The following is a 17,873-nucleotide window of genomic DNA, read 5'->3' as shown; positions in this document are numbered from 1 at the left end:
TGTCCGGCCCCCAGTAAATGTCTCAGTTTAATCGACTATCGAGATTCCAAAGGAATCCGACGGGCAGTAGCAAATTTGCGCCAAGACTGTCGTTATCACGCGAACCGCTCCCTCTTCAAAGTTGCACATTCCCTAACATGTTCCCAATCCATGTCGTCTTTGACATCATGGCCTGGATGCGGAATGTTAAAAGGCGGAAAGCCAACAATGGGAGTTAAGTCATGACGATTTACAAGAGTAATGGCGATCGCGTTCCGGATCACATCCTGGCCATGGCCGAAGACGCCAAGGCGGGCAAGGTCGATCGCCGCGAATTCCTGGCCATGGCCAGCGTCTTCGGTGCATCGACGGCAATGGCCTACGGCTTGCTCGGCCTCGCCGACCCGACACCGGCAAAGGCCGAAGAGGTAAAAGGCAAGAAGGGCGGCACGCTGAAGATCGCCCAGTGGATCAAGGATCCCAAGGACCCGCGCAAGGCCGACTGGTCGGAAATCGCCAATGCCGAGCGCCAGGCGCTCGAGCCGCTGGTCAAGTACACATCCGAATACACGTTCCGCCCCTATCTGCTGGAGAGCTGGGACGTCAACGACGACGCCACGCAGTATACGCTGCATGTGCGCAAGGGCGTCACCTGGTCGAATGGCGATGCCTTCACCGCCGCCGACGTCGTCTTCAACCTGAAGCGTTGGGCCGACAAGAAAGCCGAGGGCAATTCGATGCCCGGCCGTCTCGGCTCGCTGGTCAAGGACGACAAGCTCGACGAAAGCGCAGTGACCACGCCTGACGACCACACGGTCGTGCTCAAGCTCGGCAAGCCTGACATCGCGCTGATCCCGAACATGTGCGACTATCCCGGCCTGATCGTCCACAAGAGCTTCGACGAGAAGGGCGGCGACTTCAAAGCCTGCCCGATCGGCACCGGTCCGTTCGAGCTCGTCTCCTACGATGTCGGCCAGAAGGTGGTTTACAAGCGCCGCACCGACGACAAGTGGTGGGACGGCGAAGTGTTCCTCGATGGCCTGGAATTCATCGACTACGGCACCGATCCGGCGGCCATGGTCAGTGCTTTCGAGGCCGGCGAAGTGCACACCAATTTCGAGACCTCGGCCGACTATGTGTCGATCCTCGACGGCATGGACCTTGTGAAGTCGGAAATCGTCACGGCGTCTACCATCGTCTGCCGCGCCAACGTCAACAACAAGCCCTATGGCGACCAGAAGGTGCGCAACGCGCTGCAGCTTGCGGTCGACAACAATGTCGTTCTTCAGCTCGGCTATGGCAATGCCGGCACCGTTGCTGAAAATCACCATGTCTGCCAGATTCACCCGGAATATTATGAGCTTGCGAAGGTCGCTCGCGACCCGGCCAAGGCAAAGGCGCTGATGGCGGAAGCCGGCCAGGCCGACTTCGAGCACGAACTGATCACCGTCGACGAAGACTGGCACAAGAACACGGGCGATGCGATCGCCGCCCAGATGCGCGATGCCGGCCTCAAGGTGAAGCGCACCGTGCTGCCGGGCTCGACGTTCTGGAACGACTGGACCAAGTATCCGCTGTCCATGACCAACTGGAACATGCGGCCGCTTGGCGTCCAAGTGCTTGCGATCGGCTATCGCACAGGCGAAGCCTGGAACGAGACGGCCTATGCGAATCCCGAGTGGGATGCCAAGCTCAATGCCGCGCTCGCCGTTGCCGACGCCGCCAAGCGCAAGGAGATGATGAAGGACATCGAGCAGATCCTGCAGGATTCCGGCATCATCATCCAGCCGTACTGGCGCAAGCTCTACAGCCACTCGGTCAAGGCGGTGCAGAACTACAAGATGCATCCGACCTTCGAGCGCGACTACGGCAAGGTCTGGCTCGACCAGGCTTGATCGCCTCGACAAGGGGAAGGGGCGCCGCCCCTTTCCCTCGCTCTTTGCATCGTCCGTCCCTGTTGGTTCGCGCTTTGTCAAAAAAGTTGCGGACTCCCGGGCAAGGTCATGCAACAAAAACAGGGTTGATCGCATCCGAAGGCCTGTTTGACAGCCAGCCCCGCCGGTCACGGCAGGGTTGGCTTTCATAGCCGGCTCAAACCCCAACCCATCGGCAGGGGACCGCCATGCTTTCTTTCGTTATCAGGCGTCTTGGCACCATGGCATTGACGATGCTGTGCCTGACCATGGTCGTCTTCTTCCTGATCAACCTTGAGCCCAACCTGAAGAAGCTGGCGATCAGCCAGACCGAAATGCACACGTCGGCCGAGCAGCTCGAGAGTTGGCTGGTCAACCATGGCTACCGGCAGAACTTCTTCGTCCGATATGGACAGTGGCTGGGCGTCGTGCCCAAGCAGCCTGTGACCGACCCAGCGACCGGCAAGCCGGCGCAGCGTTTCTCCTTCTGCAACGACCCGCTCGTGTCGACATTCTCCGGCGTGCTCGAAGGCGACTTCGGCTGCTCGACCAAGTTCAAGGCAACCGTCGCCTCGAAACTGTTTCCCGCGCTCGGCGCCACCGGCATCCTGATGTTCTGGGTGCTGGTGGTGATGGTGCCGATCTCGCTGCTGATCGGTATCCTTGCCGGCATGCGCGAGGGGTCGCGAACCGACCGCGTGCTGTCGGTGGCCTCGATCGCCTCGACGGCGACGCCCGAATATGTGTCGGGCGTTATCTTCACCGTCATCTTCGCTTCGTGGCTCGGCATACTGAATGGCTCGGCGGCCTCGGCCAGCCAGGGCATCACCTTCTATAATTTCACGCTGCCTGTCATGACGCTGGCGATCTACGGCATCGGCTATATCGCCCGCATGACCCGCGCCTCGATGGTCGAGGTGATGACGCAGCAATATATCCGCACCGCCCGGCTGAAGGGCCTGTCCTTCGGCAGCGTCGTGGTCAAGCATGCGCTGCGCAACGCACTGATCGCGCCGTTCACCGTCATCATGCTGCAGTTTCCCTGGCTGCTCACCGGCGTCGTCATCGTCGAGGTGATGTTCCGCTACCAGGGCTTCGGCTACACGCTGGTCGAGGCGGCCGGCAACAACGACATCGACCTTTTGCTCGGCTGCTCGCTGGTCTCGGTGTTCATCGTCTTGATCACGCAGCTCATTTCCGATGTCGGCTACGCGTTTCTCAATCCGCGTATCAGAGTTCAGTAGGGGGCGAAGCGGATGCCGGTTCAATATATCAGTGGCTTCACCGTCGTTCTCGAAGTGCTGTCGCGCTTCTGGCCGGTCTGGATCGCCCTCCTCATCGTCATGGGTACGAGCTTCGCCTACAAGAAGAAGCTGGCGCTCTACGGCCAGCTGTTCGACAGCGGTGTCGGCATTGTCGGCGTCGGCATCTGCCTGTTCTGGCTGTTCACGGCGATCTTCGCCGCGACCATATCGCCCTTCGATCCGCTGGCCCAGATCCCCATCATGAAGGACGTGCTGCCGGGCGCCGTCGAACCGCAATCGGGGCTGACCTATCTGTTCGGCGGCGACAAGCTGGCGCGTGACGTGTTTTCGCGCATGGTCTATGGCAGCCAGATCGTGCTGATCATCGCACCTGCGGCAACCGGCTTCGCGCTGATGGTCGGTATCACGCTCGGGCTGCCGGCCGGCTACTATGGCGGCAAGATCGACACGGTGCTGTCGTTCCTGGCCAACCTTGTGCTCGCCTTCCCGGTGATCCTGCTGTTCTACCTGCTAGTGACGCCCGGCATTATGGACACGCCGATCCCCTATGGCATGGCCGGCGTCTTCTTCCTGTTTCCGATCATCTTCTTCAGTGTGCTGTTCTGGACGCGCTACAAGAACCGGTCCGACCGGCTCTACATCCTGCTCGGCATTACCCTGATCCTCGGCGGCTGGATCTATGCCGGCCTGGTCTTCGACGCCGATCCGCTGAAGATCGTGCATATCGATCCCAACCAGCTCAACATCTTCGTGGCGGTGGTGTTCGCCTCCAGCCCGGGCGTGTTCCGCATCGTGCGTGGCCTTGTGATGGACATCAAGACACGCGACTATGTGGCGGCAGCGCAGACGCGCGGTGAATCGCCCTGGTACATCATGCTGTGGGAGATCCTGCCCAATGCGCGCGGGCCGCTGATCGTCGATGCCTGCCTGCGCATCGGCTACACCACGATCCTGCTCGGCACGCTCGGCTATTTCGGTCTTGGCCTGGCGCCGGAAAGCCCGGATTGGGGCACCGCGATCAAGGACGCCAGCCGGCTGCTGCGCTCCTTCATCCATCCGGCGCTGCCGCCGACGATTGCGCTGATGTCGTTCGTGCTGGGCTTGAACCTGCTCGCCGACTCGCTGCGCGAACAATCGATGAAAGACTGATCTCACGGGTTTCGACCCGATGCGCCTGGAAGAACCAGGCCCGAAAGAACCAGGATTGGAGCGACCCATGAATGAGGCAGTTCGAAATCCCGCCAAGCCGGCCAATGTGCCGATCATCGAGATCGAGAACCTGTCGATCTCCTTTTTCACCCGCAAGGGCGAGATTCCGGCCGTCATGGATTTTTCCTGCACGGTCATGCCGGGCGAGGCGATGGGCATCGTCGGCGAATCTGGCTGCGGCAAGTCGACCGTGTCGCTCGGCATCATGCGCGACCTCTCCAACATCGGAAAGATCGTCGGCGGCAAGATCAAGTTCCAGGGCAAGGACATGGGCGAGCTCTCCGACGAGGAGCTGCGCGCCATCCGCGGCAACAAGATCGCGATGATCTACCAGGAGCCGATGGCCAGCCTCAACCCGGCGATGAAAGTCGGGCAGCAGTTGATGGAAGTGCCGCTGATCCACGACAAGGTGTCGAAGGAAGAGGCGTATAAGCGCGCGATCGAAATGGTGCGCTCGGTCAAGCTGCCCGATCCCGAGCGCATGATGCGCTCCTATCCGCACCAGCTCTCCGGCGGCCAGCAGCAGCGCATCGTCATTGCCATGGCGCTGCTGTCGAAGCCGGCGCTGCTTCTGCTCGACGAACCGACGACGGCGCTCGACGTGACGGTGGAAGCGGGCATCGTCGACCTGGTCAAGGGGCTCGGCGAGAAGTTCGGCACGTCGATGATCTTCGTGTCGCACAATCTCGGCCTGATCCTCGAAACTTGCGACCGCATCACGGTGATGTATTCGGGCGAAGCGGTCGAGACCGGCAAGATCAAGGACGTGTTCGACCGCATGCGCCACCCCTATACGCAAGGGTTGTTCCGCTCGATCCCGCTGCCCGGCGCCGACAAGAATTCACGGCCGTTGATCTCGATCCCAGGCCAATTGCCGCTGCCGCACGAGCGGCCCAAGGGCTGCAATTTCGGCCCGCGCTGCCACCATTTCGTCGAGGGCGTCTGCAACGCCGCCGAAATCCCGATGATCGAGGTCGCGGGCCATGAAGGCCATTTCTCGCGCTGCGTGCGCTTCAACGAGATCGATTGGGAAGCGCTGCCGCCCGGCGCCAAGAAGGTCAATGAGCGCGTCGTGCCCGGCGCGCCGGTGCTCAAGATCGAGGACCTCAGAAAATACTACAAGGTCGGCGGCAGCGAGGTGTTCGGTTCGAGCGAGGGCCGCGTCGTCAAGGCCAATGAGACGATCTCGTTCATGGCGCGCGAATCCGAGACGGTTGCCATCGTCGGCGAATCCGGCTGCGGAAAGTCGACGCTGGCCAAAGTGCTGCTTGGGCTGGAGACGGCAAGTGCCGGCACGGTGACGCTGGGCAACAAGGAAATCCAGTCGACCGGCATCGAGAAGCGCAGCGTCGAAACCGTGTCGTCGATCCAGATGGTGTTCCAGAATCCGTTCGACACGCTCAATCCCAGCCATTCTGTCGGTTCGCAGATCATCCGCACGCTGGAGAAGTTCAATGTCGGCAAGACTGTTGCCGACCGCCGCAAGCGCATGCTGGAGCTGCTCGACCTGGTGAAGCTGCCGCGGGCGTTCGAGACCCGCAAGCCGCGCCAGCTTTCGGGCGGCCAGAAGCAGCGCATCGGTGTGGCGCGCGCCTTTGCCGGCGACGCCAAGGTGGTGGTCGCCGACGAGCCGGTGTCGGCATTGGATGTGTCCGTGCAGGCGGCGGTGACCGAACTGCTGATGGATATTCAGCGCAAGAACAAGACGACGATGCTATTCATCAGCCACGATCTGTCTGTCGTGCGCTACATCGCCGACCGCGTCGTCGTCATGTATCTCGGCTATATCGTCGAGCAGGGCACGACCGACCAGATCTTCGCGCCGCCCTATCACCCCTATACCGAGGCGCTGCTGTCGGCGATCCCGATCGCCGACACCAGCGTGGTGAAGCGGCACATCGTGCTGGAAGGCGACATCCCGTCGGCGATGAACCCGCCGTCGGGCTGCCCGTTCCAGACACGCTGCGGCTACAAGAAGCTGGTGCCGGACAATCTGTGCGAGACCAAGGTGCCGCCGGTCAAGCATCTCGGCGATGGCCACATGAGCCTGTGCTGGCTCTCCGACGATGTGCTGGCCAAGATGGAGCCGGTGATCAAGTTCGACAAGGAACACGCCGCGCATGAGGGCGTGCCGGATGACGCGCCGCATGGCGAAGGGCCTGGTTTTGCCGGCACGCCGCCGAAGCGTCCGCATGGCAAGACGGGCAGTGCGGAAGCCGATGCGGTGGGGCAGGCTGCCGAGGAGACGGAAGCCGTTTCGAAAGCCCGCCGTCACGAGGTCCGCGACGAGGTTTCGGAAACCGGCGCGCCGGCAACGGATGCCAACGCTACCTCGGCGCCGTTCACGCCAAGAACGCTTGGCGACGGCCGTCAGGCAGAGCATGCACGCGTTGCACCGGCTGTCGGGCGAGCCGCGAGGCAGACCAAACCAGGCCAAGCCGCGACAAAGGCGAGCGGGATTGTCGAGCCGGTCAGGCTGAGCGGCGCAAACGCCGCCGACAAGAACCGCCCGTCAGGCATCGCCAGGCCTGCCAAGCCGGACGATTTGAAGCTGATCGCCGGCGTCGGTCCAAAGATCGAGGGCATCCTGAACGGCCTCGGCATCTTTACCTATGCGCAGGTCGCGGCGTGGAAGAAGGCCGAGCGCGAATGGGTCGACGACCATCTGAAGTTCCACGGCCGCATCGAACGCGACGACTGGGTCAAGCAGGCCAAGGCGCTCGCCAAGGGCGGTGAGGCGGAATACATCAAGGTGTTCGGCAAAAAGCCGCGCTGAATCGGAACGGTCGCTATTTAGTTGCCGCACTCACTCAGTTGCTGCGCATAGTCTCGCGCCATCTTGTCGGTGGCCCGAGCATAGCCTTGGACGCCGGCATCGCCCCGGTTGCCGCGGCCATAGGCGGTCCAGCCGAGATAGTAGGCGAGGTAGAGATTGTAGGTGTCGTTGCGGGCAACGCCATACGTGTCAGCCGTCTTGGAATGATACCAGCCGACGAAATCGACCGCGTCGGCGAATTTCGTCCGCCGTGCCGCCCAGTTTCCGGTCTCGCTCTGATATTGCGACCAGGTGCCGTCCAGCGCCTGCGAGAAGCCGGTGGCCGAGGAGACATGCTTCCACGGAATGAAGCCGAGCAGCTTGGTGCGCGGTGGCCGAGCGTTGCTTTTGAAGCCGGATTCCTTGCGAACCGTCGCCATCAGCACGGGAACGGGGATGCCGTATTTCTGCTGGGTGCGCTCGGCGGCCGACTGCCAGTTGTCGAACCAGCCGTCATTCTGGTCGAAGACGGCGCAGACATTGTTGATGTGATTGGGCGGCGTGGCGCAGGCCGAAAGTGCCAGCAGCATGCAAACCGCACCAATTTTACTAAAACTCGAGCTACGCATTGGCAGAGCAATAGGCCGAAATCATAAAGGGAATCTTGCAGCGCCCGTTAACGCTTCGCCGGCGCAGTCGCTGGAGGAATCCTGTATCAATAATCCGACGTATTTTGTCGCTTTTTATAGACAGATATTGCAGAAATGCCGCCGTGGCTAAAATCACGCCCGCAAACGGCGTATTTCTGACAGCTTGCCCGGTTTGCCGGGGCTTTGATGCCAGGCATGAACGAACCAAGACGCAAACGCGGCGCCGAGCGCACCAGCAACAGGGGGCCATCCGCTATCCCGCAACTGCCGCTCAGGCGGGTGACAAATCCCTATCCGCCAATGGCCATGCTCTCGCCCGACCAGATCGAGCAGATCCACCAGGCGTCGATGCACATATTGGAGAATTTCGGCATCGAGGTGATGAGCCCGCGTGCGCTGTCTCTGTTCGAGAAGGCTGGCGCCAAAGTCGATCATGCCTCGGCGAATGTCCGCATCGATCGCGGCCTGATCACTGACGCGCTGAAGACCACGCAGTCCAGCTATGTGCTGACGCCGCGCAACCCGGCCAACGCGGTTCATCTCGGCGGCAACACCATCAATTTCACCCTGGTTGCCGGGCCGCCCAATGTGCACGACATGGAGCGCGGCCGCCGCGCCGGCAACTTGCGCGACTATGCGGATCTCACCCGGCTGGCGCAGCATTTCAACTGCATCCACATGCTCGGCAACCAGGTCTGCGCGCCGGTGGAGCTGCCGGCCAATTCCCGCCATCTCGACACCTACTTCACCAATCTGACGCTGACCGACAAGAGTTTTCATGTCTCGGCGATCGGCCGGGGCAGGGCGCTGGACGGCATCGAGATGATGGCGATCGCGCGAGGCTTGACGCTCGACCAGATGCGCGACGATCCGGGCATCACCACCATCATCTCGGTCAACTCGCCGCGCCGCTTCGACGAGATGATGGCCGAGGGGCTGATGACCATGGCCGAATTCGGCCAGTCGGTGGCGGTGACGCCGTTCACGCTGATGGGAGCGATGAGCCCGGTGACGCTGGCCGGTGCGCTGGCGCAGCAGAATGCCGAGGCGCTGTTCGGCGTCGTGCTGACGCAGCTTGTCCGTCCTGGCGCGCCGGTCATGTATGGCGCCTTCACCTCCAATGTCGACATGAAGTCGGGGGCACCGGCCTTCGGCACGCCGGAGAACACCAAGGCCAACATAGCGTCGGGGCAACTGGCGCGGCGCTACGGGCTGCCGTACCGCACGACGCCGGGCTCGGCCTCCAACGCCGCCGACGCGCAAGGCGCCTATGAGACGCTGATGGCGCTGTGGGGCGCGGTGCTCGGCCACGGCAATCTCGTCTACCATGCCGCCGGCTGGCAGGAGGGCGGGCTGACGGCGTCGTTCGAAAAGCTCATCATCGATGTCGAGATGATCCAGCACATGATGGAGTTCTTGCGCCCGATCGAGGTCAACGAGGCCGAGCTCGCCGTCGAGGCGCTGGGCGCGGTGCCGACCGGCGGGCATTTCTTCGGCGAGCCGCATACGCTGGAGCGCTACGCCACCGCCTTCTACCAGCCGATGCTGTCCAACTGGCAGAATTACGAGGCCTGGCAGGAGGCCGGCGGGCTCGACGCCACGGCGCGCGCGACGCGGCTGTGGAAGAAGGCGTTGGAGGACTATGTCGAGCCGGTGATGGATATCGCCGTGCGCGAAGAACTTGAGGCCTACATGGCCAAGCGCAAGGAAGCGATCGGGCAGGGCGAGCCGTGATGGTCACAGGTTTGCGCGCGTGCCGCCTGGCTCCTCCCGATCCGATTCATCTCACCCATCCAACTCACTGATATCAGAGAAAAATCCATGAAATCGCATGCAAAGGTCGTGGTCATTGGCGGTGGCGTCGTCGGGTGCTCCGTGCTGTTCCATCTCGCCCGCCACGGCTGGACCGATGTCGTGCTTCTGGAGCGCGACGAGCTGACGTCGGGCTCGACCTGGCACGCGGCCGGCGGCATGCACACGATCAATGGCGATCCCAACGTCGCCAAGCTGCAGAAATACACCATCAACCTCTACAAGGAGATCGAGGAGCTTTCCGGCCAGGCGACCGGCGTGCATCTGACCGGTGGCGTGCTGCTGGCGGCGACCGAGGCGCGGCTGGACTGGCTGCGCGGTGTCGTCGCCAAGGGCCGCTATCTCGGCATCGAGCTCGAGGAGATCTCCCCCAACGAAGCGGCCGAACTGATGCCGCTGCTCGATCCCAAGCAGTTCGTCGGCGCGGTCAGAAACAAGGAGGACGGCCATCTCGATCCCTCCGGCGTCACCCATGCCTATGCCAAGGCCGCGCGCAAGCTCGGCGCCGAGGTCGAGCGCTTCACCAAGGTCGAGGACATCGTGCGGCGCGTCGACGGACTGTGGCGGGTCATCACCAACAAGGGCGAGGTGGTGGCCGAGCATGTCGTCAATGCCGGCGGCCTGTGGGCGCGCGAGGTCGGCCGCATGGTTGGGCTCGAACTGCCGGTGCTGGCGATGGAGCACATGTACCTGATCACCGAGGATATGCCGGAGGTCGCCGCCTGGAACGCCAAGACGGGCACCGAGATCATCCACGCGGTCGATTTCGACGGCGAGCTCTACCTGCGCCAGGAGCGCGGCGGCATGCTGATGGGCACCTACGAAAAGGCCAACAAGCCGTGGTCCGAGTATCAGACGCCGTGGAATTTCGGCCATGAATTGCTGGCGCCCGACATCGACCGCATCGCGCCGTCGCTGGAGGTCGGGTTCCGGCATTTCCCGGCCTTCCAGAACACCGGCATCAAGCAGATCATCAACGGGCCCTTCACCTTCGCGCCGGACGGCAACCCGCTGGTCGGGCCGGTGCGCGGCCTGCCGGGCTTCTGGGTCGCTTGCGGCGTCATGGCCGGCTTTAGCCAAGGCGGCGGCGTCGGACTGGCGCTGTCCAACTGGATGATCGAGGGCGATCCCGGCGCCGACATCTGGGCGATGGATGTCGCGCGCTATGGCGACTGGGCGACGATGGCCTACACCAACGCCAAGGTGCGCGAGAACTATTCCAGGCGGTTCTCGATCCGCTTCCCCAATGAGGAGCTGCCCGCCGGGCGACCGCTGAAGACGACACCGGTCTACGACCTGCTGTCGGCCAAGGGTGCGCAATGGGGCGTTGCCTACGGGCTGGAGGTGCCGCTCTGGTACGCGCCGGAGGGCGTCAAGGACGAATTCTCGTGGCGCCGCTCGAGCGACTTCACCCAAATCGCCAAGGAGGTCGCGACGGTTCGTGACGGTGTCGGCCTGTCCGAGATTTCGAGCTTCGCCAAATACAAGGTGACGGGCGAGGGGGCCGCCGCCTGGCTCGACAGAATGCTTGCCTGCAAATTGCCGAAGCCTGGCCGCATGACGCTGGCGCCGATGCTGAAGGAAGACGGCAGACTGATCGGCGACTTCACGCTGGCCAATCTCGGCCCTCTTGATCGAGATGGGGAAGGCTGGTTCCTCGCCGGCTCCGGTATTGCCGAGCAGTATCATATGCGCTGGTTCGAGAAGCATCTGCCTGACGACGGATCTGTGCGCATCGAGGCGCTGGGCGCGAAGCTCACCGGCCTGTCGATCGCCGGGCCGAAGGCGCGCGATGTGCTGGCAAAGGCCACGCGCTCGGATGTCTCCAATGCGGCATTTCCATTCATGGCCATTGGCAGGATGGACATCGGCATGGCGCCGTGCCTGGTCGGCCGTGTCAGCTACACCGGCGATCTCGGCTATGAGATGTGGGTAGCGCCGGAGTATCAGCGCGCCGCCTTCCAGGCCCTGATGGCGGCCGGCGAAGAGTTCGGCATCGGCCTGTTCGGTTCGCGCGCGCTCAACGCGCTGCGGCTGGAAAAGAATTACGGCTCATGGGGGCGCGAATACCGGCCGATCTACGGCCCGCTGGAAGCCGGGCTCGACCGTTTTGTCGCCTACGGCAAGGAGGCCGATTTCATCGGCAAGGCCGCGGCGCTTACCGAGCGCAAGCAGGGTGGAAAATTGCGCCTGCGCGCCTTCATCGTCGATGCCGACGACGCCGATGTCATTGGCGACGAGCCGATCTGGTTCGACGGTGCGGTGCGCGGCTGGGTGACCTCGGGCGGCTACGCGCATCATTCGAAGAAGTCGGTTGCCGTCGGCTACGTGCCGAAGGAGATCGCCGATGAGAGCGACGGCTTCGAGATCGAGCTGCTGGGCAAACGCCATGCGGCGCGCATGCAGGCGACGCCGCTGTTCGACGCCAATTTCGAAAGGATGCGCGCCTGAAGCGCTTCGGCTTGGCCGATGCGCTTCAGATTCCTGTTTTGTGCATGTCGTTGTCCCAAAACCGCTGCGCACTTTTGGGCGACATGCACTGGGTGAGCCGCTGATTGAGCGTCAGGCGCTGCGTCGGTTGTCCAGCGCGAAGGCGCCGGCGCCGGCAAACACCAGATAGAGGAAGATGAAGCAAAACGAGATCGCCGAATCGCCGCCGTTGTTGACCGGGAAGAAGTCGCGCGGCATGTGCGCCATGAAATAGGCGATCGCCATTTCGCCGGCCAGAAGGAACGCGACCGGTCGGGTGAACAGCCCCAACGCCAGCAGCACGCCGCCGGCGAATTCGAGGATGCCGGAGGTGAGCGACAGCCCGCTCAAGGCACCGGCGTGGTCGCCGACGGGGAAATTGAACAGTTTCTGGGTGCCGTGCTCGAGAAACTGCAGCGCCGTCATGATGCGCAGCACGCCTAGAGCCTGCGGCTGATATTTGGTGAGGCTTTCGAAAAGCTTCATCTAAAACTCCATTTTAGCTTTCCGGACCGGCCATAGATTACCGCCCGGCGATGGACCATTCACTTCCCGTGGCCTGCCATCAACAATCAGTGATTGGAAATGTTCCCCGTCCGACTCTTCATATTTCTCACGTCAGGGTTGTATTTACATCAATATGGTTGTATTGATGTGTAGATATTTCAAATCAGGTGGGTCCCCTTTGCCATGAAGAAAGTCGTCATCAGCCTATTCGTAATCCTTGCAGCCACCAGCTTCGCTATGGCCGAGGAGGCAGGCTGCGAGGCCTTCAAGTGGCCGGTGACGCGGGAGCAGGCGTTGTTTGCCGCAGCACCCGAAACACCGTCCGGAACGATGCTTGCGGTCGGTGCGGCCGCGGACCTGGCACTGGTGCCGGTGGACAAAGCCGGTTTTGCGGTGCCGCCCGAACGTGCCCCGGCCTCGGACACGTTTGGCGCCGTCGCCAGCGTGGAGGTGCCGCCGGAGGGAGCTATCCAGATAAGTCTGTCAGGCGAGGCCTGGGTCGATGTTGTTCAGGATGGCCACGCCATCAAGTCGGCGGGCTATAGCGGCGTGAAAACTTGCCCCGGCATCCGCAAGAGCGTGCGCTTCAAGCTTGCGCCCGGTCCGGCCACCGTGCAGTTTAGCGGCGCGAAAAAGGCAGACCTGAAGGTCGCGGTGCTGGCGCCGGAATAGATCGGCGCCAAGCAGAGGAATGCAGAGGAATACGCCCCTTGTCGGCGGTGCGATGAAAGGCCGGTGCTTTTGTGCCGCGGTGTTTATCGCCGTCAGCGGACCGGCGCCATCAAGGCGAAGTGTGCGCCTTGCGGGTCCTGGCACTGCACGACCCAGCTGCCGCCGGGGACCTCCATCGGCCCCATCAGGATCTTGCCGCCATTGTCGGTTACCCGTTTGGCCGCCGCGTCGATGGCCGGAACGTTGAAATAGAATTGCCAGACCGGCACCGGAATCTGCTCTGGCTTGTTCATGATGCCGCCGCCGGATTCGGGGCCGGCCGTGAAGGTCTGGTAGGTGCCCATCGGGCCCATGTCGAAATCGCCGGCATCGACCCAGCCGAACTGGTCGGAATAGAAGTCGAACGCGGCTTTCCAGTCCGACGTGTAAAGCTCGTGCCAGCCGATATGGCCCGGCGTGCTGGCCGGCACGACAGGCTGGTCCGGGCCGTTCGGCTGCAGGAACATGAAGGTCGCGCCTTGCGGGTCGGCGACGACGGCAAAGCGGCCGACGCCCGGAATGTCCTCGGGCTGGCGGTGAACTGCACCGCCGGCTTTCTCCAGCGATGCCGTCGAGGCATCGACATCCTTGGTGTGGATGTAGCCGAGCCAGGCCGGCGGCATGCCCATCTTGGCGGCATCCTCGGGCATCGTCATCAGGCCGCCGACGCCACGCTCGCCGACATTCATGACGACATAGCGCGGCATGCCGGGCGCCAGGTCGAAAGGCTGCGCCGTCCAGCCGACCACCTTGGGGTAGAACGCCTCGGCGGCGTCGAGATCTGATGTCATCAATTCGTACCAGAAGAAGGGCATCGGGAATTTCTGCATTTTCGGTCTCCTCACCTTTCTTGCATCGATCGTCGTCCGATCCATCCTAGGACGATCTTCACGACGGAAATCCGACAGCCGCCCAGACAATAATGGCGAACCGCGGCAAGCGTTCCGAGGCTTGCGCGCCCAACGTTTTTCGATTTCTCTGCGGTGATGAGGGGTTGTCGTTCATGCGCTTGATGTCGCTCACGCCCGAGCTTGTCGCACTGTGCCATCGGCAAGAAGCCGATCCCGGTCCGGACCCGAGCTGGACGGAGTTGAACGACAAGGATTTCCGCACCCTTGCCTTGCGGCTGTCCGATGAAGCCGACGAGGGGCCGCTCTGGGTGTTCGCCTACGGGTCGTTGATCTGGAAGCCGGAATTCGAGTCGGTCGAGCAACAGCTCGCCACCGCTTTCGGCTGGCACCGCTCCTTCTGCCTCGACATGGTGCATTGGCGCGGCAGCGCCGAGCAGCCGGGTTTGATGATGGCGCTCGAACGGGGCGGACGCTGCAACGGGGTGATCTATCGCTTGCCGGAGGGCGAAAAACCGGCCCAGATCGAAAGGCTGCTGCGCCGCGAGATCAGCGATCACGAAAGCATCGACACGGTCAGGTGGCTGCCGGTGCGCACGCCGCAAGGTACGCTGCGCGCGCTTGGCTTCTGGGTCGGCGTGAAGGGCAGGGGAACGTCGCTGAACCAGCCGCTGGACAGGGTGGCGAGCGTGCTGGCCAGAGCCTGCGGGCATATCGGGTCCGGCGCCGAATACCTCTACAACACGGTCAGCCATCTCGAAGCGTTCGGCATCCGCGATCGCAATTTGTGGCGGCTGCAGCAACTGGTCGCCGACGAGGTCCGGGCTATCCATGGTTGCGGACTTGAGCCCGGCCCTTCGCTCGCGCTGCAAACGCTATCGCGGTCGCAATAACATGAGTAAAAAAATCATGTTATTGTCGAGCCTTTTCAGGGGCTTGTGCCGAAAATTGACCAATTGATAAAAAAATAATACGTGCTAGCCTTCCTCAAAAGAAAACATGGGGAACTGACGATGCCAGAAGGCCAGTTCAAAGAAGGTGTTGCAGGCGGCAGGCTTCCGGCCGACCAGTACGCGGACAATTTTTCCGACCTGCATCCGCCGCTCGATCACCACGAGGCGCTGGTCGAATCCGACCGCTGCTATTTCTGCTACGACGCGCCGTGCATGAATGCATGCCCGACCTCGATCGACATTCCGCTGTTCATCCGCCAGATCTCGACCGGCAATCCGATCGGTTCGGCCAAGACGATCTTCGACCAGAACATCCTCGGCGGCATGTGCGCCCGCGTCTGCCCGACCGAAACGCTGTGCGAGGAAGTCTGCGTCCGCGAAGTGGCGGAAGGCAAGCCGGTGCAGATCGGCCGCCTGCAGCGCTACGCCACCGACGTCGCCATGGGCGAGAACAAGCAGTTTTATCCGCGCGCCGAGCCGACCGGGAAGACGGTCGCCGTGGTCGGCGCCGGGCCGGCCGGCCTTGCCGCCGCGCACCGGCTCGCCCGCCACGGCCACGACGTGACCATCCTGGAGGCGCGCACGAAGGCCGGCGGCCTCAACGAATACGGCATCGCCGCCTACAAGAGCGTCGACAATTTCGCCCAGGCGGAAGTCGACTATGTGACCGCGATCGGCGGCATCGACATTCAGAGCGGCAAGGCGCTTGGCCGCGACTACCAGCTGTCCGATCTGATCCGCAACTACGACGCGGTGTTTCTCGGCATGGGGCTTGGCGGCGTCAATGCGCTGCGCGCCGATGGCGAGGACGCCGATGGCGTCATCAATGCGGTCGAGTTCATTGCCGAGCTGCGCCAGGCCAGTGACCTTTCCGGCCTGCCGGTTGGCCGGCGCGTCGTCGTCATCGGCGGCGGCATGACAGCGATCGACGCCGCCGTGCAGTCGAAACTGCTCGGCGCCGAGGAGGTGACGATCTGCTACCGGCGCGGCCAGGAGCACATGAACGCCTCCGAATTCGAGCAGGATCTGGCGGCCGCCAATGGCGTCACCATCCGCCACTGGCTGCAGCCGAAGCGGGTGATCGCCGAGGGCGGCAAGGTGTCGGGCATCGAACTCGAATACACCGCCATGAACGGCGACAGGCTTGCCGGCACTGGCGAGACGCTGACGCTCACTGCCGACCAGGTGTTCAAGGCGATCGGCCAGAGCTTCGTGCCGGCAGCACTCAACGGCAGTGGCGCTTCCATCGACCTCGAGGCCGGTCGCATCAAGGTGGATGCGGAAGGGCGCACATCACTGGCCAGGGTCTGGGCCGGCGGCGACTGCATCTTCGGTGGCGACGACCTCACCGTCTCGGCGGTGGCGCAAGGCCGCGACGCGGCGGAGAGCATCAACCGGGCACTGACCTCGAACGGGAGGGCATGAGCATGGCAGATATCAGAAACAATTTCGTCGGCATCAAGTCGCCCAATCCGTTCTGGCTGGCCTCGGCGCCGCCGACCGACAAGGCCTACAACGTCATCCGCGCCTTCAAGGCGGGCTGGGGCGGTGTGGTGTGGAAGACGCTGGGCGAGGAAGGCCCGCCGGTGGTCAACGTCAACGGCCCGCGCTACGGCGCGATCTGGGGCGCCGACCGCCGCCTGCTCGGCCTCAACAACATCGAGCTGATCACCGACCGCGACCTGCAGGTCAATCTGCGCGAGATCAAGCAAGTCAAGAAGGACTGGCCCGACCGCGCCATCGTCGTCTCGCTGATGGTGCCTTGCGTCGAGGAGGCCTGGAAGGCGATCCTGCCGGTGGTCGAGGAGACCGAGGCCGATGGCATCGAGCTCAATTTCGGCTGCCCGCACGGCATGTCGGAACGCGGCATGGGCGCCGCCGTCGGCCAGGTGCCGGAATATATCGAGATGGTGGTGCGCTGGTGCAAGCAGAACACCCGCATGCCGGTCATCACCAAGCTGACGCCCAACATCACCGATGTGCGCAAGCCCGCGCGCGCGGCACACGCCGGCGGCACCGACGCGGTGTCGCTGATCAACACCATCAACTCGATCACCGGCGTCGATCTCGACAGTTTCGCGCCGCAGCCGACCATCGACGGCAAGGGCTCGCATGGCGGCTATTGCGGCCCGGCGGTGAAGCCGATCGCCATGAACATGGTGGCCGAGATCGCGCGCGATCCGGAGACGCATGGCCTGCCGATCTCCGGCATAGGCGGCATCACCACCTGGCGCGATGCGGCCGAATTCATGGCACTCGGCGCCGGCAATGTGCAGGTCTGCACGGCGGCGATGACCTATGGTTTCAAGATCGTGCAGGAGATGATCGCCGGTCTGGAAAACTGGATGGACGAGAAGGGCCATGCCTCGCTCGACGACATCGTCGGCCGCGCCACGCCCAATGTCACCGACTGGCAGTATCTCAACCTCAACTACGTCGCCAAGGCGCGTATCGACCAGGACGCCTGCATCAAATGCGGCCGCTGCCACATCGCCTGCGAGGACACTTCGCACCAGGCAATCACCAATATGGTCGACGGCGTCAGGCACTTCGAAGTGATCGAGGCCGAATGCGTCGGCTGCAATCTGTGCGTCAATGTCTGCCCGGTCGAGAACTGCATAACCATGGAGCCGCTGGCGGCCGGCGTGATGGACCAGCGCACCGGCAAGCCGGTGTCGCCAATCTACGCCAACTGGACGACGCACCCGAACAATCCGATGGCCAAGGTGGCGGCGGAGTAGGGATCCCGGGATCCGAAAAAACGGCGCTTTCGAGCGCCGTTTTCATTTTGCTATTGCAGAT

Annotated in this window: 12 protein-coding genes and 1 pseudogene; 10 read left to right on the top strand and 3 right to left on the bottom strand. The window is 62.9% G+C overall.

The window, feature by feature from the left end; all coding sequences use genetic code 11:
- Nucleotides 1–221: 221 nt before the first annotated feature.
- The 4 genes and pseudogenes from ACFOJ9_RS20640 to ACFOJ9_RS20625 all read left to right on the top strand — a co-directional run.
- The gene (locus tag ACFOJ9_RS20640) at nucleotides 222–1,874 is read left to right on the top strand and encodes an ABC transporter substrate-binding protein (protein ID WP_378980803.1); all 1,653 of its coding nucleotides are present in this window, start codon (nucleotides 222–224) and stop codon (nucleotides 1,872–1,874) included.
- Between the two features lie 227 nt (nucleotides 1,875–2,101).
- Entirely contained in the window at nucleotides 2,102–3,136 is a 1,035-nt protein-coding gene (locus ACFOJ9_RS20635) for an ABC transporter permease (RefSeq protein WP_378980801.1), read from the top strand.
- Between the two features lie 12 nt (nucleotides 3,137–3,148).
- The gene (locus ACFOJ9_RS20630; protein WP_378980799.1) at nucleotides 3,149–4,306 is read left to right on the top strand and encodes an ABC transporter permease; all 1,158 of its coding nucleotides are present in this window, start codon (nucleotides 3,149–3,151) and stop codon (nucleotides 4,304–4,306) included.
- Nucleotides 4,307–4,373: 67 nt separating this feature from the next.
- A pseudogene (locus ACFOJ9_RS20625) lies at nucleotides 4,374–6,566 on the top strand (dipeptide ABC transporter ATP-binding protein); the annotation flags it as partial.
- Between the two features lie 593 nt (nucleotides 6,567–7,159).
- Here ACFOJ9_RS20625 and ACFOJ9_RS20620 read toward each other — a convergent pair.
- Entirely contained in the window at nucleotides 7,160–7,750 is a 591-nt protein-coding gene (locus ACFOJ9_RS20620) for a transglycosylase SLT domain-containing protein (RefSeq protein ID WP_378980797.1), read from the bottom strand.
- 216 nt (nucleotides 7,751–7,966) lie between these two features.
- Between ACFOJ9_RS20620 and ACFOJ9_RS20615 the strand changes: the two genes are divergently transcribed.
- Both ACFOJ9_RS20615 and ACFOJ9_RS20610 read left to right on the top strand, forming a co-directional pair.
- Nucleotides 7,967–9,505, top strand: coding sequence for a trimethylamine methyltransferase family protein (locus ACFOJ9_RS20615; RefSeq protein ID WP_378980795.1), 1,539 nt, complete (start codon nucleotides 7,967–7,969; stop codon nucleotides 9,503–9,505).
- Between the two features lie 87 nt (nucleotides 9,506–9,592).
- On the top strand, nucleotides 9,593–12,034 hold the full coding sequence (locus tag ACFOJ9_RS20610; RefSeq protein ID WP_378980793.1) for a GcvT family protein: 2,442 nt from the start codon (nucleotides 9,593–9,595) through the stop codon (nucleotides 12,032–12,034).
- A gap of 111 nt (nucleotides 12,035–12,145) precedes the next feature.
- On the opposite strand, the gene ACFOJ9_RS20605 is transcribed toward ACFOJ9_RS20610, so the two are convergent.
- Nucleotides 12,146–12,538 (bottom strand): DoxX family protein, encoded by a 393-nt coding sequence (locus ACFOJ9_RS20605; RefSeq protein WP_378980791.1) that lies wholly within the window; start codon nucleotides 12,536–12,538, stop codon nucleotides 12,146–12,148.
- Between the two features lie 204 nt (nucleotides 12,539–12,742).
- Between ACFOJ9_RS20605 and ACFOJ9_RS20600 the strand changes: the two genes are divergently transcribed.
- On the top strand, nucleotides 12,743–13,231 hold the full coding sequence (locus ACFOJ9_RS20600) for a hypothetical protein (RefSeq protein ID WP_378980789.1): 489 nt from the start codon (nucleotides 12,743–12,745) through the stop codon (nucleotides 13,229–13,231).
- A gap of 92 nt (nucleotides 13,232–13,323) precedes the next feature.
- Here the strand turns inward: ACFOJ9_RS20600 and ACFOJ9_RS20595 are convergent, their stop codons facing one another.
- Nucleotides 13,324–14,100 carry a VOC family protein gene (locus tag ACFOJ9_RS20595; RefSeq protein WP_378980787.1) on the bottom strand — a complete coding sequence of 259 codons (777 nt, stop codon included), beginning with the start codon at nucleotides 14,098–14,100 and terminating at the stop codon, nucleotides 13,324–13,326.
- A 173-nt stretch (nucleotides 14,101–14,273) separates the two neighbouring features.
- Between ACFOJ9_RS20595 and ACFOJ9_RS20590 the strand changes: the two genes are divergently transcribed.
- The 3 genes from ACFOJ9_RS20590 (at nucleotide 14,274) to preA (ending at nucleotide 17,812) form a co-directional block, all read left to right on the top strand.
- Nucleotides 14,274–15,011, top strand: a complete 738-nt coding sequence (locus tag ACFOJ9_RS20590; RefSeq protein WP_378980785.1) for a gamma-glutamylcyclotransferase — start codon at nucleotides 14,274–14,276, stop codon at nucleotides 15,009–15,011.
- 120 nt (nucleotides 15,012–15,131) lie between these two features.
- Entirely contained in the window at nucleotides 15,132–16,496 is a 1,365-nt protein-coding gene (locus ACFOJ9_RS20585; RefSeq protein WP_378980783.1) for an NAD(P)-dependent oxidoreductase, read from the top strand.
- A 2-nt stretch (nucleotides 16,497–16,498) separates the two neighbouring features.
- Nucleotides 16,499–17,812, top strand: coding sequence for an NAD-dependent dihydropyrimidine dehydrogenase subunit PreA (gene preA, locus ACFOJ9_RS20580; RefSeq protein ID WP_378980781.1), 1,314 nt, complete (start codon nucleotides 16,499–16,501; stop codon nucleotides 17,810–17,812).
- The last annotated feature ends 61 nt before the right edge of the window (nucleotides 17,813–17,873 follow it).

The sequence above is a fragment of the Mesorhizobium cantuariense genome (assembly GCF_042647205.1).
Classification (GTDB): domain Bacteria; phylum Pseudomonadota; class Alphaproteobacteria; order Rhizobiales; family Rhizobiaceae; genus Mesorhizobium; species Mesorhizobium cantuariense.
Note: the sequence above shows the minus strand (reverse complement) of the source record. Positions and strands in the feature narration are given on the sequence as shown.